Raw genomic sequence first — 15,959 nt, 5'->3', positions numbered from 1 at the left:
AAATAATAAGCCTAAAATATTAGCATACAATAAAGATTCAAGACCCGCCTGCGGACGGGCAGGTCGCTATCACTTCTAGAATTAAGAACCAAGACTGATTATTATTTAAAAAAAATACTTGGAAAAATAGCATCCAAATATTTTAAAGTTTGAACGTACCTTACTTTACCAAGCTTTTTAAACTTCTATTAATTTTAACCGGACACTCATAGAACCAAAAGTATAGCTTCTTAAGAATTGAAGTACCTGCCCTAGGAAAGCACAAGAAATTAGCTTTATAACTTATTAATCTTCTTTATCTAAGATCCGGTTAACCAGGCTTTCCGTAAAGTAAGTTGTTCTTGAGAAGCATTTTCCTGCGGAGCAATAGACTTCGCTTTTGTTGTACTCGGAGTTAGCTTGGTGTCAATAATAATTTCTTCATCATTTCTAGATAGTACGACACGAACCTCCTGATCCGTTTGCCAACCTGCTATCTGACTTAAAACCTGGTTAGCATTAGCAATGTTAATTTCTGTACCATTTACCGATTTGATAACATCATCCGGCATTACTTTTTGAGCATTCCAGAAACTGTTGTTTGTTACTTCTTCATTAAAAAACACCGTATTACTTACAGGATCTCCTCCCACAATCAGAGTTGATCCGTTTTGAATATACGAAGTCGGAACCTGCATCTCTTTGAATTCCAAGCCCACTTTTGTTAAAAACTCAGAATAATCAATTGGAGTGGTTCCTATCACATGTTTATTAAGAAATTCTCCTATAGAAGGATAGGTTTTTGCTACTATTTCTTCAATAATTTTATCATCTTCAAAAGGATTTTCTTTTCCGTAAGTTTTAGAGAGTTCCTTCATCAGAGATAAAATTCCTTTTTTACCTTCACTTTCTTCTCTAAGTAAAAGGTCTATACACATACCGATTAAAGCTCCTTTCTCGTATACATTTGCATAGTTATCCTGGTATTCTTTTTCGATCACATTTTCACTCATCACCGTAAAACTCATAGAGTCGTCATATCTTTTTGAAGCTAATATTTTACCAGCAATCTTTTGATAAAATTCAGCTTCACCGACCAGTCCCTGATGTACTTGAAATAAGGTAGCAAAGTACTCTGTTACCCCTTCATACATCCATAAATGCTTAGAAAACGTAGGCTCGTTATAATTAAAATAATGCACATCTTCAGAATGGACGCTTAATGGCGTAACTATATGAAAAAATTCATGGGATACCACATCAACCATAGCAGATGCCAATGCTTCTTCAGGTATGGCTTCCGGAAGTACTACAACCGTAGAAGTATGATGCTCTAGGGCTCCAAAACCCTTTGGGGCAGTAAGTTCTCCCGGTGCAAGGTACAGATAAATGTCATACCGGGGAGTACTATCAATATCACCCAGATATGCTTTTTGAGCTTTCATCATCTTAAATACGGTTTCTTTAATGCTAGCAGCCGTATGTAATTTGTTAGGGGAATATACACTTAGCGTAATTTTGATATCACCTACCGTAAATACTTCAATATCTAGATCACCGTACATCATAGGGTTATCCGTGATCTCAAAATAGCGGTTAGCCAGGTATCGATCAACAACCGTATTATTTTCAGGCACTTCCTCCCGGTTTAGTAGGCTTAAAGAGGCACTTCTTTTATAATTTTTAGGAGCTATCACTTCTACTCCGTAAGGAACATTCTTTAATTCTTCAAAATAACCGATAAAACCATGGAGGTTAAGCACTACGTTAGTAGGCTCAATATTGGTTCCTGAAGGTGAAAATGGCATGTTCTTATCACCCTTCTCCAGGTCATAAGTATCATTCACCTGATACGTTAGCTTGTCAAATTTCTTAGCATTGGTAATTACCCAGGTATTATCGTCCATTTTTCGTAAAGGCATATTATTACCTTTATAATCCAAGGCTTTTACGTTCTCTAGAAACCTACCGAAATCACTAATGGCATAAGTTCCCTGTACCACTTTAGGTATTCTATAGGTAAGGGTGTCCCTTAATACCTTACCTGGATTGATGATAACGGCTACCTTATCGTCTTCAGTTTTTGTCAAGTCCAAAGTCGTAAAAATCGGACTTTCTGAAGCTAAGTTTACATCGGTTTTAAGACCCCCGCAGCTTACTAACAAAATTGCGGATAGTACGGTATAAAATAAATTTTTCATGTTTTTTAGTAGTAGTAGTTCCCTTTTTTAGTAATTAAACTAATTAAAGAGATATCTTAGTTTCATATATGAATAGCAGGTATTATACCAAAAATGTTTGAAGTCCGAAAAATGTTATAAATATTACACATTAAAAAGAAAATGCATAACATCTCCATCTTTAACTACATAGCCTTTCCCTTCTATTCCAAGTTTTCCGGCTTCTTTGACTTTAGCCTCGCTACCGTAAGTGACGTAGTCATCATATTTAATAACTTCCGCACGAATAAAGCCTTTCTCAAAATCCGTATGTATCACTCCGGCCGCTTGTGGAGCAGTGGCACCGATCGGTATGGTCCAGGCACGAACTTCTTTAACCCCGGCGGTAAAATAGGTTTGTTGGTTTAATAATTTATATGCGGCTCGAATTAAAACCGAAGACCCGGGTTCTTCTAATCCCATATCTTGTAAGAATAACTGTCGTTCTTCATAGTCTTCTAGTTCAGTAATATCAGCCTCCGTACCCACAGCAAGAACAATCACTTCCGCATTTTCAGACGTAACCGCTTCTTTGACTTTATCTACATAAGCATTCCCGCTAACTGCTGCACCTTCATCAACATTACAAACGTAAAGCACGGGTTTATCCGTTATAAACTGTAGTGGCTTTACATAGGCTTCCCGGTCTTCATCAGATAAGTCGATGGCCCGTATAGATGTTCCAGCTTCTAAAGCTTTTTGTAAAGTCTGTAGCACCGCTTCTTCTTTTTGAGCTTCTTTATTTCCTGTTTTTGCCGCTCTTTTTACTTTGTCTAGTTTTTTTTCTACGGTTTCCAGGTCTTTTAACTGTAGCTCAATATCAATAGTCTCCTTATCTCGGATAGGGTCGACTGATCCGTCTATATGTACAATATTATCATTATCAAAGCAGCGAAGTACGTGGATTATTGCATCAGTCTCCCGAATGTTACCTAAAAATTGATTTCCCAGACCTTCTCCCTTACTAGCACCTTTGACTAATCCGGCAATGTCTACTATTTCAACAGTAGCAGGTAGTACTCTTTCCGGATTGACTAAAGTCTCTAGTTTTTGTAAACGTCCGTCTGGCACATTTACCACTCCAACATTGGGTTCAATCGTACAAAACGGAAAATTTGCGCTTTGTGCTTTGGCATTAGACAGACAATTAAATAAAGTAGACTTTCCAACATTAGGTAAACCAACGATCCCTGCTTTCATTTTTATTTTTTAAGATGGCAAAGATACTAGTATTCCATCAATAAAGAAATAATTCTGATTTTGAAACTATTTTACCTTTTTAAAAATGTAATTACTCATCCATTTTATTTGTGAAATCTTAAAATGATTACTTTAAATTTAGGTTTTTACGAATTCCCCTGTTTTCACTTATTTTTTCCTCTTTCCTATAGGTAGCTTATAGAATTATATTTCTAAATTATCCGCAATTGTATGAGGGTAAACATCAATAAGGGCTTTAATTACGGACTATTTTATAGTTAGTTCCAGTGGTTTTAAACTTCTGTTTTCTTTTTCCTCCTACAGAATATAAACGTATTTATTTTAACAAACACAATTCATTTATGAAACAAATTAAATTTATTTTTTTATTCCTCTTATGTCAATTAGGATGGGCGCAACAAGTTATTACCGGAACAGTTATTGACGCGGCAGGAACTCCTTTACCCGGAGTTAATATTATTGAAAAAGGTACGAATAACGGAACGGTTACAGACTTTAACGGAGTGTATACGCTGGAAGCATCTCCGACCGGCACTTTGGTTTTTAGTTATATAGGTTTTACTACAGAAGAAGTGGCAATTAATAATCAAGCTACCATAGACGTTACACTAATTAGCGGAAATGCACTGGAAGAAATTGTACTGGTAGGAACCCGGTCTTTACCAAGAAGTAATACAGTTTCTGCACTACCTGTTGATATTTTGCCGGCTGAAGAATTGGCTTCTACCGGTCAGGTTACCTTTGATAAAGCCTTACAATATAAAATACCTTCTTTCAACACCGTACAAACCCCGGTGAATGATGCAACTTCGTTATTAGACCCTTATGAAATACGAAATATGGGGCCTAGTCGTACTTTAATCTTAATCAATGGAAAACGAAAAAATTTAAGTTCTTTATTATATACACAAACATCACCGGGACGTGGTGAGACAGGAGCTGATATTTCCGGTATACCAACCGAGGCTATTAAAAGAGTCGAAATCTTAAGGGATGGTGCTTCTGCGCAATACGGTTCTGACGCCATTGCAGGAGTAATGAATATAGTTTTAAAGGATGATGCAGACACAGGTGCTATCAACCTAAGAACCGGCTTTACATCTGAAGGTGACGGAGAAAATTACGGTATCAATATACAAAATGGGGTAACTGTCGGTGATGATGATAAAGGATTTGTAAATTATACGGTAGATTTTTCTAAGGTGAACCTGGCGAACCGACCGGGAACGGTGGATGCTCAGGGGGAAGCCGGCGATTTTGGGGCAGATCTTGCAGATGTACAAGAGTTCCTTGCGTTATTTCCGGATGCTGGTAATATCAACGGATCTCCTGAGACCGCAGCTTCCAAATTTTTAATTAACGGGGGTTATCAAATAAGTGATGCAACTGAAGTTTATGTAAATGCTGCCTACGTGTATAAAAAAGTAAATAGTTTTGCTAACTACAGAACTCCCTATTGGCGTACGGAAGAAGATTTTCCATATCTCGCAGATTTCTTCCCTAATGGGCCTGGCGGATCTTATATAGGATATCTTCCTACTTTTGAAGGGGACCTGAATGATTATAACGGTACGATTGGTTTTATTACTGAACGTAATAACTGGAGATATGATGTCAGCTACACTACCGGAGGAAATTCACAAAGTTACAAAGTCAATAATACCCATAACCGAAGCGACACCCGGAACCCGGATACATTTATCGGAGACATAAATAATAACGGTACGATTGACTTAACCCCGTTTGACTTTGATGGAGACGGTACTATCGAAGCCAATGAAGGGGTTGAACTTATCAGAGGAGGTTTTAAATACCGTGAAAATAGTCCGATTTCTTTTGATCCGGGGGGAACTTCCTTTAAACATAACGTAGGGAATATAGATATATCCCGTCTACTGTCTGACAAGGTCAGTATAGGTTTTGGTGCTGAATTCAGGTCAGAAATTTTTGAAATTTTTGAAGGGGATGAAGCTTCTTATGAGGGTGGCGGAGCCGACTCTTTTTCCGGAAACCGTCCGGAAAATTCAGGTAAGTTTACCCGGTACAACTTCGGGGGATATTTTGATCTTTCCGCAGATATTACAGAACAATGGCTGGTTAACGGAACGATACGTTTAGAAGATTATAGTGACTTCGGAGAAGCTTTTGTATGGAAAGTAAGTTCTAGCTACCGTTTTTTTGAAGATCGGTTAACCTTAAGAAGTTCGGTATCTACCGGATTCAGGGCCCCTACCCTACACCAGATTTTTACACAAAAAGCACAATTTAGTTTTGTTGCCGGTTCTGGAATCCAGGTGGGTGGTTTGATCAATAACGTTTCTCCGCAAGCTAATTTATTGGACATTCCTAAACTAGATGCTGAAAAATCTACCAATTTCACCGCAGGGATCGGAGCAAAAATTAACAATAACATTAGTTTAACAGCAGATTACTACAATATTGCAGTAGAAGACCGGATTGTACTAAGTACCGAAATACAAAGTACAGACGCTGGTAATACTCCTTTAGACCAAGTATTACAAAATAACAACCTGTCGGATATTAGCTTCTTTATTAATGCTATTGATACACGAACATCCGGAGTAGATGTAGTGGCAAGTTATCGAAATATTGGCTTGGGTAACGGTACACTTGGTTTTAACCTTTCCGGTAATTACACCATTCAAAATGAACGGGAAGGCGCAGTTAATAATCCGGAGTTAATTGAAAATGCTGGTCAGTCCGTAGTAAATGAGACGCAAGAAGCTTTGTTCTTTACCTCCAGGCCTCAAACCAAATGGATTCTGGGAGGCGATTATCGTATTGGTAAGTTCGCGGTGAGTCTAAATAATACGTATTTCGGTAAAACTACCTTTAGACAACAAGGACTGGATACAAACTTAAAAACGGAATTTATACCTAAAATCGTGACGGATCTTGGAATTAGTGTAAATGCCAGTGATAAGATTAGCGTTTCATTAAATGTAAATAATATTTTTGATATTTTACCAGAATGGGAATTTAAAGCTTTAAATGCAGAAGGAACTGCCATCTTAAACGATCCTGCACAACTTATGGTAAATTCTAACTTAATCACTTTTAACCAACGGTATTCACAAATGACCTATGACGGATATCATTTTAGTCAGTTAGGGACTTTGTTCAATATTACTTTTACTTATAAGTTATAAATGTAAATTTATTCTAAAATAAAACTGCCTCAGTAGAAAACTATTGAGGCAGTTTATATTTATTTAGCTTTTTTAAAAACGGAACTAGTCTTATCTTCTGGCATCATAAATCCGGAAACGTACCCCTATTCGTGCATAGATATCAAAAAACTTACTTTTTACGTCGTTCAAGTTATCTAAAAAGTCATTCATAGCACCTGCTTCAAAAAAGATATCAAATTGTTCTCCAATCATTTGTGAAAATCCTACCCCATAAACCCCTCCTATCATTAATTGTTCATAAGCTTCGGATTCCAGTTCCGTATCGCCTAGTTCTGCATTAGCGGTAAAACGTAAGCTAGGTCCAACATTTATAAAAGGCCGAAAACGGTCTTTACCTGTAAAGAATAAATACCTGAATTTAGGTGAAAAACCAAATTGTGTCACTGTAAACTCCGATCCTCTGGAAATATTACCAATACCTTCTGCTAAAACTAAATCTTCTGTTAATTCACTACTGCGTTGTAAAGCTTCAATAGAAAAAACAATACTTGTCTTTGCCCGAACCCCGGAAATATATCCGTAACCAGCACTAAGATAGTATCCGATACCGCTAGTCGTTTCCGTATTTTCGAGATTGAGACTTGAATTTGTAATACCCCCGGAAAGTTCCCAGCGATACTGTGCATAAGAACCAGTGTATAAAATTAAACAACCTATAAAAAATAGTAATTTTTGCATTCGTAATAGTATTTGGGTTATAGCGACTAAAATAGTAAAATTTAACGTAAGCCAACAAAAAAACCTATCTGATTGGATAGGCCTTAAGTTTTTGTTATTCAAGCTTTACGATTTATGCATAAAAGCTTGTTTTTGTAATAAAAATTCTTCACTCTCCACTACATCTTCATCCGGTACACAACAATCTACCGGGCAAACCGCCGCGCACTGTGGCTCCTCATGAAAACCTTTACACTCCGTACATTTATCGGGTACAATATAATAGATTTCATCACTTACCGGTTCCTGGGCTTCTTCTGCATTTACAGCCTTTCCCCCCGGCAATACGACGTCTCCTTCAAGCTCCGTACCATCTGCATAACGCCAGTCATCAGCACCTTCATAGATCGCAGTATTAGGACATTCCGGTTCACAAGCACCGCAGTTGATACATTCATCAGTGATTATAATTGCCATAGCTTTTTTTATTCTAAATTTGCATTGCAAAAATAAGTCCTAAACCGATAGTAAACAAATTAGCCATGACTTTAAATGAGAGAATTGAGGCCTTTTCTGCTTTAGGAACATTTTTAAGACAGTTTGAACAACCCATAAGTGCACCTGATCTCAACATTCCTTATAATGATGAATTTTATACCCAATTTGATACTATTATTAAAAGCACCATACATCAAAACGGTTGGTTTACTGAAGAAAATATCAGATACGCCCTTGTTCAATGGGGAAATTTATTAACCAGCGAAAACCTGAGAGATTGGCTAGTTCCTTATGACTTACAGGAATCGGAGCTAAAAACTATCGGTATTGTTATGGCAGGAAATATTCCTCTGGTTGGATTTCATGATTTTTTATGTGTTTTGATTACTGGGAATAAGGTAAAAGCAAAGCAATCTTCGGATGATATGCAGTTGCTTCCCTTGATATGTAATTATTTAAAAAAAATACAACCTGCTTTTGATACAAGAATCGAATTGACAAAAGATCGATTACTTGGGATTGATGCGGTTATAGCGACCGGAAGTAATAACACCGCTCGCTATTTTGAATATTATTTTAGGGATCAACCTGCTATTATCAGGAAAAACAGGAATTCAATTGCGATTTTAACAGGTAATGAAACTACCGAGCAATTGAAGGCATTAGGGGAAGATATTTTTAGATATTACGGCTTGGGTTGCCGTAGTGTTTCTAAACTATATGTACCAGAGGGGTATAATTTTGAACGTTTTTTTACTGCTATCTACGACTACCATTATCTGATGGATAGTGCGAAGTATGCCAATAATTATGACTACAATAAGGCGGTGTACTTAATGAGCAATTTTAAACTCCTGGAGAATGGGTTTTTAATTTTAAAAGAAGATACTAGTATGAGTTCATCCATAGCTTCGCTTTTTTATGAGTATTACCATGATCCGGAGCAACTAAAACGTGACCTGGAAAAAAATCAAGACTCCTTACAATGTATTGTCAGTGATATCCCCGCCATTCCTTCTGTAGCCTTTGGAGAAACCCAGCAACCATCCTTAAATGACTACGCAGATGGTATTGATGTAATTAATTTCCTAAAAAAAATTAATGCGTAATTTTTTTAAAAATCTTCTGTTTTCTTTTAGATTATTAGCACCTTTGTCATGTTTTTGAAGTCTTCACAAAAATGGAAGAATTCTTTAAAGAATTAAGTAATAAACAATAAAGTTCTAATGAAAAAGCACAATTTTAGCGCAGGTCCCTGTATTTTACCACAATCCGTTTTTAAAGAAGCTTCCCAGGCTGTTTTAGACCTAAATAATTCGGGATTATCTGTTTTGGAGATTTCGCATCGTAGCAAGGATTTTGTGGATATTATGGAAGAAGCCCGAAGCTTAGCATTAGAATTGTTAGGATTAGAAGGAAAGGGTTATAAGGCCCTATTTTTACAAGGGGGGGCAAGTCTGGAATTCTTAATGGTTGCCTACAATTTACTGGAAAACAAAGCTGGATACATCAATACCGGTACCTGGAGTGATAAAGCAATTAAAGAGGCCAAACTCTTTGGAGAAGTGATTGAAGTAGCATCCTCTAAAGATAAAAATTACAATTACATTCCTAAAGGATACGACATTCCTAAAGGTTTGGACTATTTACATTGCACTTCTAATAATACTATTTTCGGAACGCAGATTAAAGATTTTCCGGAAACCGATGCTCCTCTGACCTGTGATATGAGTAGTGATATTTTTTCCCGTCAGCTTGATTTTTCTAAGTTCGGATTAATTTATGCGGGAGCGCAAAAGAATATGGGTCCTGCTGGTACCACCCTGGTAGTGGTAAAAGAAGACCTTTTAGGTAAGGTGAGCCGAAAAATACCATCTATGCTGGACTATAGCGTACATATTAGCAAAGGAAGTATGTTTAATACGCCTCCTGTATTTGCCGTATACGTGTCCATGTTAACACTACGTTGGTTAAAAGGAATGGGAGGTATTACCGGTATTGAAGAACGTAATGAGAAAAAAGCGAATTTAATCTATTCTGAAATTGATTTAAATCCTTTATTTAACGGATTTACGGCTAAAGAAGACCGCTCTACCATGAGTGCTACTTTTACATTAGCTAATGAAGACTTAAAAGAATCCTTTGATGCAATGTGTAAAGAGGCTGGAATCAACGGTATCAACGGACATCGAAGTGTAGGAGGTTACCGGGCAAGCATGTATAATGCCATGGACCTGGACAGTGTTGCCGTCTTAGTTGACGTGATGAGTGACCTGGAGCGAAAAGCATAAAAATTTAATAACCAAAAAAAGAAAGCGGTCTGATAATAAGTAAAGGACAACTTTGTATAACCAAAACAATATGAAAGTTTTAGCAAACGATGGTGTATCGCAAAGCGGAATTGATGCATTGGAAAAAGCCGGATTTGAAGTAATTACTACTACTGTAGCACAGGACCAATTGGTAGATTATTTAAATAAAAACGAAATTAACGTACTTCTGGTACGTAGTGCTACTAAAGTACGTAAAGATATTATTGATAATTGTCCTTCCTTAAAAATTATCGGACGTGGCGGGGTTGGTATGGATAATATTGACGTAGAATATGCCAGAGAAAAAGGGATAAAAGTAATTAATACCCCAGCTGCATCTTCAGGTTCTGTAGCCGAGTTGGTTTTTGCCCACCTATATGGTAGTGTACGTTTTTTACATGATGCTAACCGTAATATGCCACTGGAAGGAGACTCCAAATTTAAGAATCTAAAGAAAGCCTATGCCGGCGGAATTGAACTGCGGGGTAAAACCCTTGGGATTATTGGAATCGGAAGGATCGGGCAAGCTACTGCAAAAATAGCGCTAGGGGTTGGTATGAAAGTACTGGTTTTTGATCCGTTTATTGAAGAGGTTGAGATTCCCCTTGAGTTTTATGACGGGCAAACGGTACAATTTAAATTAAAAACTGTTTCTAAAGAAGAACTACTTAAGAATGCTGATTTTATAACCTTACATGTTCCAGCTCAAAAAGAATACGTTATTGGTAAGAAAGAACTAGATCAAATGAAGGAGGGTGCCGGATTGATTAATGCTGCTCGTGGGGGAGTTATTGATGAAGTAGCTCTGGTTGAAGCTTTAGAAAGTGGTAAATTAGCTTTTGCCGGATTAGATGTTTTTGAAAATGAACCTACCCCGGCGATGAAAGTATTGATGAATTCAAAAATATCCCTTACACCTCATATTGGTGCGGCTACCGGAGAAGCTCAGGATCGTATTGGTCAGGAATTGGCAGATCAAATTATTTCTATTTTAAAATAACAAAAGCAAGCTGCAAGAACATGGTTTCTATTTTAAAATTAAAAATGTATCTTGTAGACTCACATTAAAATTAAACAAATGGCAGGATTACTAGACTTATTAAATAGTGATTTAGGAAAACAAATGATCAGTGGGGTAAGCAAACAGACCCATCAGCCCGAAGAAAAAACAGCAGGCGTATTAAGTATGGCTATGCCTGTTTTAATGGCAGCCATGAAAAAAAATGCTTCCACTCCGGAAGGAGCTCAGGGATTGATGAGTGCTTTATCTAATAAACATAACGGAAGTATTCTGGACAATCTGGGAGGTTTATTTGATGGTGGTGTTGATGAAAGCGTAACTAACGATGGTGCCGGGATTTTAGGGCATATCTTAGGAAACAAACAATCTGCGGTAGAAAGTACTTTGAGTGCCAAGTCTGGTATGGACACTGGAGCTATCTCACAAATCCTTAAAGTTGCTGCTCCGTTATTAATGGGAGTAATCGGTAAACAAACCCAACAAGGATCGGTTAATAGCGCAAGTGGTTTAACTACTTTGCTAGGAAGTATGCTAGGCGGACAACCTAATGAAAACCAAAGCCTGATCACTTCTTTAATTGATGCTGACGGAGATGGAAGTGTGCTAGACGATGTAGCTGGTATGGTACTGGGTTCTAACAAAGGTAAGGGTGACGGTATTGGTGGAATGCTAGGAGGACTTTTTGGAAAGTAATACTGTTTCTTTACCTCTATAATTTTGTGGAATTTAGATATGTTTTATCATTCATGTCCGGCAAAGATTCAAGATCGCTATCGCTTCTAGAATCAAGACTCAAGACTGAATATTATACTATTGAAAATCAATATTATAAATAATTCATGTCAAATAAATAAATTACTTTAAAAAAGTAAAAAAGCAACCTCTGAATACTTTTTAGTTTGGAATCACCTTATTTTACTATGCTTAATAAACTTTTATATATCTTAACCGGACACTAATTATTACATCTAAAGATAATTTATCGATGTTTCGCATAGAAACTAATAATACATTAATAGCCCGTTTTTGACGGGCTATTGTTTTTTGTAAAATAAAGCAGGATGATAGGGAGTATTATTATATAAAGTCTAATATTTTATTACACAAAAAAGGTTTATCTTTGTTAAAAACATATGGGTAGATCTACACGTAAAGTGTCTGGTTATACACCGGATCAAATAAAGGCACTTTTCAACAACGAGGATAAATACAAAATAGGTTTACGCTTGTATGCCGTTTACCAAGTTTCTTTAGGAAAGCCAAGCCGGGAACTAGAGGCGTTGTACAACACAAGTTTTAAGCAAATTTTAAACTGGGTATCCAGGTTTGAAAAAGAAGGTATTGAAGGGCTAAAGGATAAAACAGGTAGAGGGCGCAAACCAAAGCTTACAGAGGATCAAAAAACGGAGTTGAGCCAATTAATTCTAGAGGCAACCCCGGAGGATTACGGGTACAACTCAGCTACCTGGAACGGTCCTTTACTTATTGATTGGATTGAGAAACATATGGGGGTTAGCTACAAACGGGCTCAGATCTATAATATATTAAAGGGCCTTGGCTTTAGCTATCAGAAATCGAAAGGCATCTATCCGGAAGCTGATCTTGAGAAACAAGGGGAGTTCAAAGAGGAGTTAAAAAAAACTCTTGGAGAGTCCTGCTGACACGGTACTTTTGTTTGAAGATGAGTTCTCCCTGTCAAACATTGCCACTGTAAGTTATCAATGGTCACCTAAGGGCAAGCAACCTAAAACAATCTGCAAACAAAGAAAAAGGGAACGCCAGACAGCTATGGGGAGTTACAATTTTGAGACCGGGCAAATTACCGTTACCTTTCATCAAAGGGGGAACTATCAAAGTTTTAAAAAGCACTTGAAAAAAATAATGCACATCTATAGAAAACACACTAAGATTATTATGGTAGTGGATAACGTAAAGTTTCACCATGCAAAATTACTAAAAGTATGGTTAAAGAAACACCCAAAACTTGAGATCGTATACTTGCCCCCGTATAGTCCGGAACTCAACCCTGTAGAGAGAGCATGGTGGTTTATGAGAAAAAAGATCTCACACAACCGTTTTCTTCATTCATTAGAAGAGAGAAAAGTGGCTTTCTGGAAAATGTTTTCGCATTTTCAAAAGCCAAATCAGAAAATGATTAAAATTTGTGAAATTAATTTTTAGACTTAATATAAGTAATCCAGTTACTCCGACTACCACTCTCCTATTTTATCCCATTTATTAATATCCTTATTCATTAACATCCATATAAACAAGTGGTATTTACTATCTTGTCTGTTATGAAGCAATATTTCTATATTCTTATACTATTGATCGTTATCGCTTGTACTACTACTAGAAATACAGCTGTATCTGATAATACTTCTCAAAATACACTGTCAGATACTTTACGTATTGCTAATGATAGCCTGGAGTATGAGATTATTATTATCGAACCCGGATTTAACGGATGGTTGGTAACCCAACGTCCAAGAGGATACTACGGGAAAACTTTTTTACGTACCCGTAATATACAATACGTTCAGGAATACAATCAGCGTGTCATACAACCCAATCGGTTCGATCCTCAGATTTATCAACAACAAATAGACTACCAGTCTCAAATTGACTACGGCTATGAGGTAGATTATCTGCTATATCACTACTTTTTATATATGGAACAGCGATTAGGTCAAAGATTTTTCAGGTCTCGTGGTGTAGGATTTTGAAGATGAATTTCTATATCTTAAATTTGTTGTATGCAGAAGTTTAAAGAGCGCTGGGAGATTACCCAAACCTGGCAATTAATTTTTCCGTTTTTAGGTATTTTAGGATTGCTACTTTCCGGATACTTGATAGGACGGGGATTATTAAAGTTAATTGATATGAAATTAACTAATACTTTAGAAAATATAGTAGCAACTGCAATAACTCTAATCATAGCTTTTGTATTATTACAAATCACTTTACTTATATTTAAGCCGTTGGCTAAAAAGTGGAAGGTAAACCGAAGATGGGAACTGATAGCCATCTTTATTGTATTTGCCATTACGGGTTCTACTGCCGCTCGCTTATCAGATCCATTGCTCCATTCTGTTGGACTCACCCCTGAGAATACAAACCCCTGGTTGTACTGGCCTGTACGTATTTTAATTATTTTCCCGGTGTATCAGGTATTACTTATTTTTATAGGGTGGTTGTTTGGACAATTTCGTTTTTTCTGGAATTTTGAAAAGAGGATGCTAAAACGAATGGGGTTTGCACGTTTTATAAAAGAGTAATTTTTTTTACATTTACTATTATTAAAGAAGTATCAAGATGTCAGAAAAAATACTTACACTACACCCTGACGGTAAAAAAGGAGTAAATATCGCACTTGCTAAATATGAGATAATTAAAAAGTATATTATTTCGATACTCAAAAAAGAAGGTACCTTAACCTATCAGGATTTAAATACTAGAGCCATAAACGAACTGACTCCAACTTTTGACGGAAAAGTTGGATGGTATTTAGTAACGGTTAAACTGGATTTAGAAGCAAGAGGTGTGATCCGTAGAATACCAAAAACCAGTCCGCACCAAATTGAACTGGTTGATAAATAACCTAATCGCAATTATAAGGAATCTACTTCAATAGTATTTTCTACCGGAGCCTCTTCATTTTTATAAACATAGGTATATAACCACATTAAAGTAAAGGTAGGAATTACATCCGTAAAAGGTAAGGCTTCTTCAATAAAAGCAATGATTCCCGCTGCTTTACCGGCCATGCCCTTATACATCCGGGTCATTAGCCAACCTGCTACGGGTGCCCATACAATATCACCAAAATCTCCTACAAAAGGGATAGCAAAAGTTGCCATTCCCAGTGCGTCAAAAATGATACTTAATCCTAGTTTTTTATATTTTGCCTGCATGTTCTTAAATTTTAAATTGTAATTAACAAACATTAGTGTCCGGTAAAGATTCAAGACCCGTCTGCGGACGGGCAGGCCGCTATCGCTTCTAGAACCAATAATCAAGACTAATGGTTCTAGGTTACAATAGCGTTGATATATCAAATTGAACCCAACTATTTTATTTACAGCTATCTATCCTATCATAAATCCTTTCCAAAGGAAAGGACTTCTAGCTACCTTCTCCTTGGGAAGGGTTAGAGATGAGATTGATTTATATGAATTAAAATAATTTTAACCATACCCTAAAGGATTAACAAACAGTATTCCAAAAATTAATTGGATAAATCAGCAGAAATTAAACGTAAAAATTCGGTACGAGTTTCTATTTTTTCAAATTGCCCCCTGAATCCGGAAGTGGTGGTGGTAGAATTCTGTTTTTGAACTCCCCGCATCATCATACACATATGAGAAGCTTCAATTACTACAGCAACCCCCTGGGGTTTAAGGGTATTATTAATACATTCCAAAATATCATGGGTTAGCCTTTCCTGTACTTGCAATCGTCTTGCAAAAACATCTACAATACGAGGTAACTTACTTAAACCGACAATATGTCCGTTAGGGATGTAGGCAATATGTGCTTTTCCAAAAAAGGGTAACATATGATGTTCACATAAAGAGTATAATTCTATGTTTTTAACGATCACCATATCATCGTAGGATTCTGCAAACATAGCCCCTTTTAAAATAGCTGCGGCGTCCTGGTCATAACCCTGCGTCAAAAATTGCATTGCTTTAGCTGCACGTTCCGGGGTCTTTAAAATTCCCTCCCGGTTTACATCTTCTCCTAAATCTGAAATAATGGCTTTAAATTTACTTTTTACCTCATCAGTAACTTGTATGTTGTATTCTTCAAATTGTCTGTATGGCATTCTTTACTTTTA

General features: G+C 36.8%; 16 protein-coding genes. 10 read left to right on the top strand and 6 right to left on the bottom strand.

From position 1 onward, the window contains the following. Nucleotides 1-299: 299 nt before the first annotated feature. Nucleotides 300-2,180, bottom strand: a complete 1,881-nt coding sequence (locus tag NBT05_RS12140; RefSeq protein WP_265770119.1) for a peptidase M61 — start codon at nucleotides 2,178-2,180, stop codon at nucleotides 300-302. A 123-nt stretch (nucleotides 2,181-2,303) separates the two neighbouring features. Continuing rightward, nucleotides 2,304-3,398, bottom strand: coding sequence for a redox-regulated ATPase YchF (gene ychF, locus NBT05_RS12135; protein ID WP_265770118.1), 1,095 nt, complete (start codon nucleotides 3,396-3,398; stop codon nucleotides 2,304-2,306). Nucleotides 3,399-3,760: 362 nt separating this feature from the next. Here ychF and NBT05_RS12130 point away from each other — a divergent pair, with 362 nt between their 5' ends. After that, entirely contained in the window at nucleotides 3,761-6,589 is a 2,829-nt protein-coding gene (locus tag NBT05_RS12130; protein ID WP_265770117.1) for a TonB-dependent receptor, read from the top strand. A 90-nt stretch (nucleotides 6,590-6,679) separates the two neighbouring features. On the opposite strand, the gene NBT05_RS12125 is transcribed toward NBT05_RS12130, so the two are convergent. Both NBT05_RS12125 and NBT05_RS12120 read right to left on the bottom strand, forming a co-directional pair. Continuing rightward, nucleotides 6,680-7,309 (bottom strand): outer membrane beta-barrel protein, encoded by a 630-nt coding sequence (locus tag NBT05_RS12125; protein WP_265770116.1) that lies wholly within the window; start codon nucleotides 7,307-7,309, stop codon nucleotides 6,680-6,682. A gap of 105 nt (nucleotides 7,310-7,414) precedes the next feature. Continuing rightward, nucleotides 7,415-7,765, bottom strand: a complete 351-nt coding sequence (locus NBT05_RS12120; RefSeq protein ID WP_265770115.1) for a 4Fe-4S dicluster domain-containing protein — start codon at nucleotides 7,763-7,765, stop codon at nucleotides 7,415-7,417. Between the two features lie 65 nt (nucleotides 7,766-7,830). On the opposite strand from NBT05_RS12120, the gene NBT05_RS12115 reads away from it, so the two are divergent. The 9 genes from NBT05_RS12115 to NBT05_RS12075 all read left to right on the top strand — a co-directional run bounded on the left by NBT05_RS12115 (nucleotide 7,831) and on the right by NBT05_RS12075 (nucleotide 14,719). Beyond that, on the top strand, nucleotides 7,831-8,895 hold the full coding sequence (locus NBT05_RS12115) for an acyl-CoA reductase (protein ID WP_265770114.1): 1,065 nt from the start codon (nucleotides 7,831-7,833) through the stop codon (nucleotides 8,893-8,895). A 117-nt stretch (nucleotides 8,896-9,012) separates the two neighbouring features. Next, nucleotides 9,013-10,077, top strand: a complete 1,065-nt coding sequence (gene serC / locus NBT05_RS12110; protein WP_265770113.1) for a 3-phosphoserine/phosphohydroxythreonine transaminase — start codon at nucleotides 9,013-9,015, stop codon at nucleotides 10,075-10,077. 70 nt (nucleotides 10,078-10,147) lie between these two features. Continuing rightward, nucleotides 10,148-11,098 (top strand): D-2-hydroxyacid dehydrogenase, encoded by a 951-nt coding sequence (locus tag NBT05_RS12105; protein WP_265770112.1) that lies wholly within the window; start codon nucleotides 10,148-10,150, stop codon nucleotides 11,096-11,098. A 78-nt stretch (nucleotides 11,099-11,176) separates the two neighbouring features. Continuing rightward, nucleotides 11,177-11,812: a DUF937 domain-containing protein gene (locus NBT05_RS12100; RefSeq protein ID WP_265770111.1), complete on the top strand. Its 636-nt coding sequence runs from the start codon at nucleotides 11,177-11,179 to the stop codon at nucleotides 11,810-11,812. Between the two features lie 440 nt (nucleotides 11,813-12,252). Then, nucleotides 12,253-12,780: an IS630 family transposase gene (locus NBT05_RS12095; RefSeq protein ID WP_265770110.1), complete on the top strand. Its 528-nt coding sequence runs from the start codon at nucleotides 12,253-12,255 to the stop codon at nucleotides 12,778-12,780. Further along, nucleotides 12,764-13,300, top strand: coding sequence for an IS630 family transposase (locus NBT05_RS12090; RefSeq protein ID WP_265770109.1), 537 nt, complete (start codon nucleotides 12,764-12,766; stop codon nucleotides 13,298-13,300). Before NBT05_RS12095 ends, NBT05_RS12090 begins: the two co-directional genes overlap by 17 nt. Before the next feature lie 116 nt (nucleotides 13,301-13,416). Beyond that, a complete protein-coding gene (locus NBT05_RS12085; RefSeq protein ID WP_265770108.1) occupies nucleotides 13,417-13,845 on the top strand; it encodes a DUF6146 family protein in 429 nt (142 codons plus the stop codon). Nucleotides 13,846-13,875: 30 nt separating this feature from the next. Then, on the top strand, nucleotides 13,876-14,397 hold the full coding sequence (locus tag NBT05_RS12080) for a DUF6787 family protein (RefSeq protein ID WP_265770107.1): 522 nt from the start codon (nucleotides 13,876-13,878) through the stop codon (nucleotides 14,395-14,397). Nucleotides 14,398-14,434: 37 nt separating this feature from the next. Next, on the top strand, nucleotides 14,435-14,719 hold the full coding sequence (locus NBT05_RS12075) for a DUF6958 family protein (protein WP_265770106.1): 285 nt from the start codon (nucleotides 14,435-14,437) through the stop codon (nucleotides 14,717-14,719). 11 nt (nucleotides 14,720-14,730) lie between these two features. Here NBT05_RS12075 and NBT05_RS12070 read toward each other — a convergent pair whose 3' ends face one another. After that, nucleotides 14,731-15,033: a hypothetical protein gene (locus NBT05_RS12070; protein ID WP_265770105.1), complete on the bottom strand. Its 303-nt coding sequence runs from the start codon at nucleotides 15,031-15,033 to the stop codon at nucleotides 14,731-14,733. A gap of 314 nt (nucleotides 15,034-15,347) precedes the next feature. Continuing rightward, nucleotides 15,348-15,947: a GTP cyclohydrolase I FolE gene (folE, locus tag NBT05_RS12065; RefSeq protein WP_265770104.1), complete on the bottom strand. Its 600-nt coding sequence runs from the start codon at nucleotides 15,945-15,947 to the stop codon at nucleotides 15,348-15,350. Nucleotides 15,948-15,959: the final 12 nt, after the last annotated feature.

Origin of the sequence: Aquimarina sp. ERC-38 (assembly GCF_026222555.1) — a bacterium.
Taxonomy (GTDB): Bacteria; Bacteroidota; Bacteroidia; order Flavobacteriales; family Flavobacteriaceae; genus Aquimarina.
The sequence above is the reverse complement of the archived record's forward strand: the minus strand, read 5'-3'. Positions and strand labels throughout refer to the sequence as shown.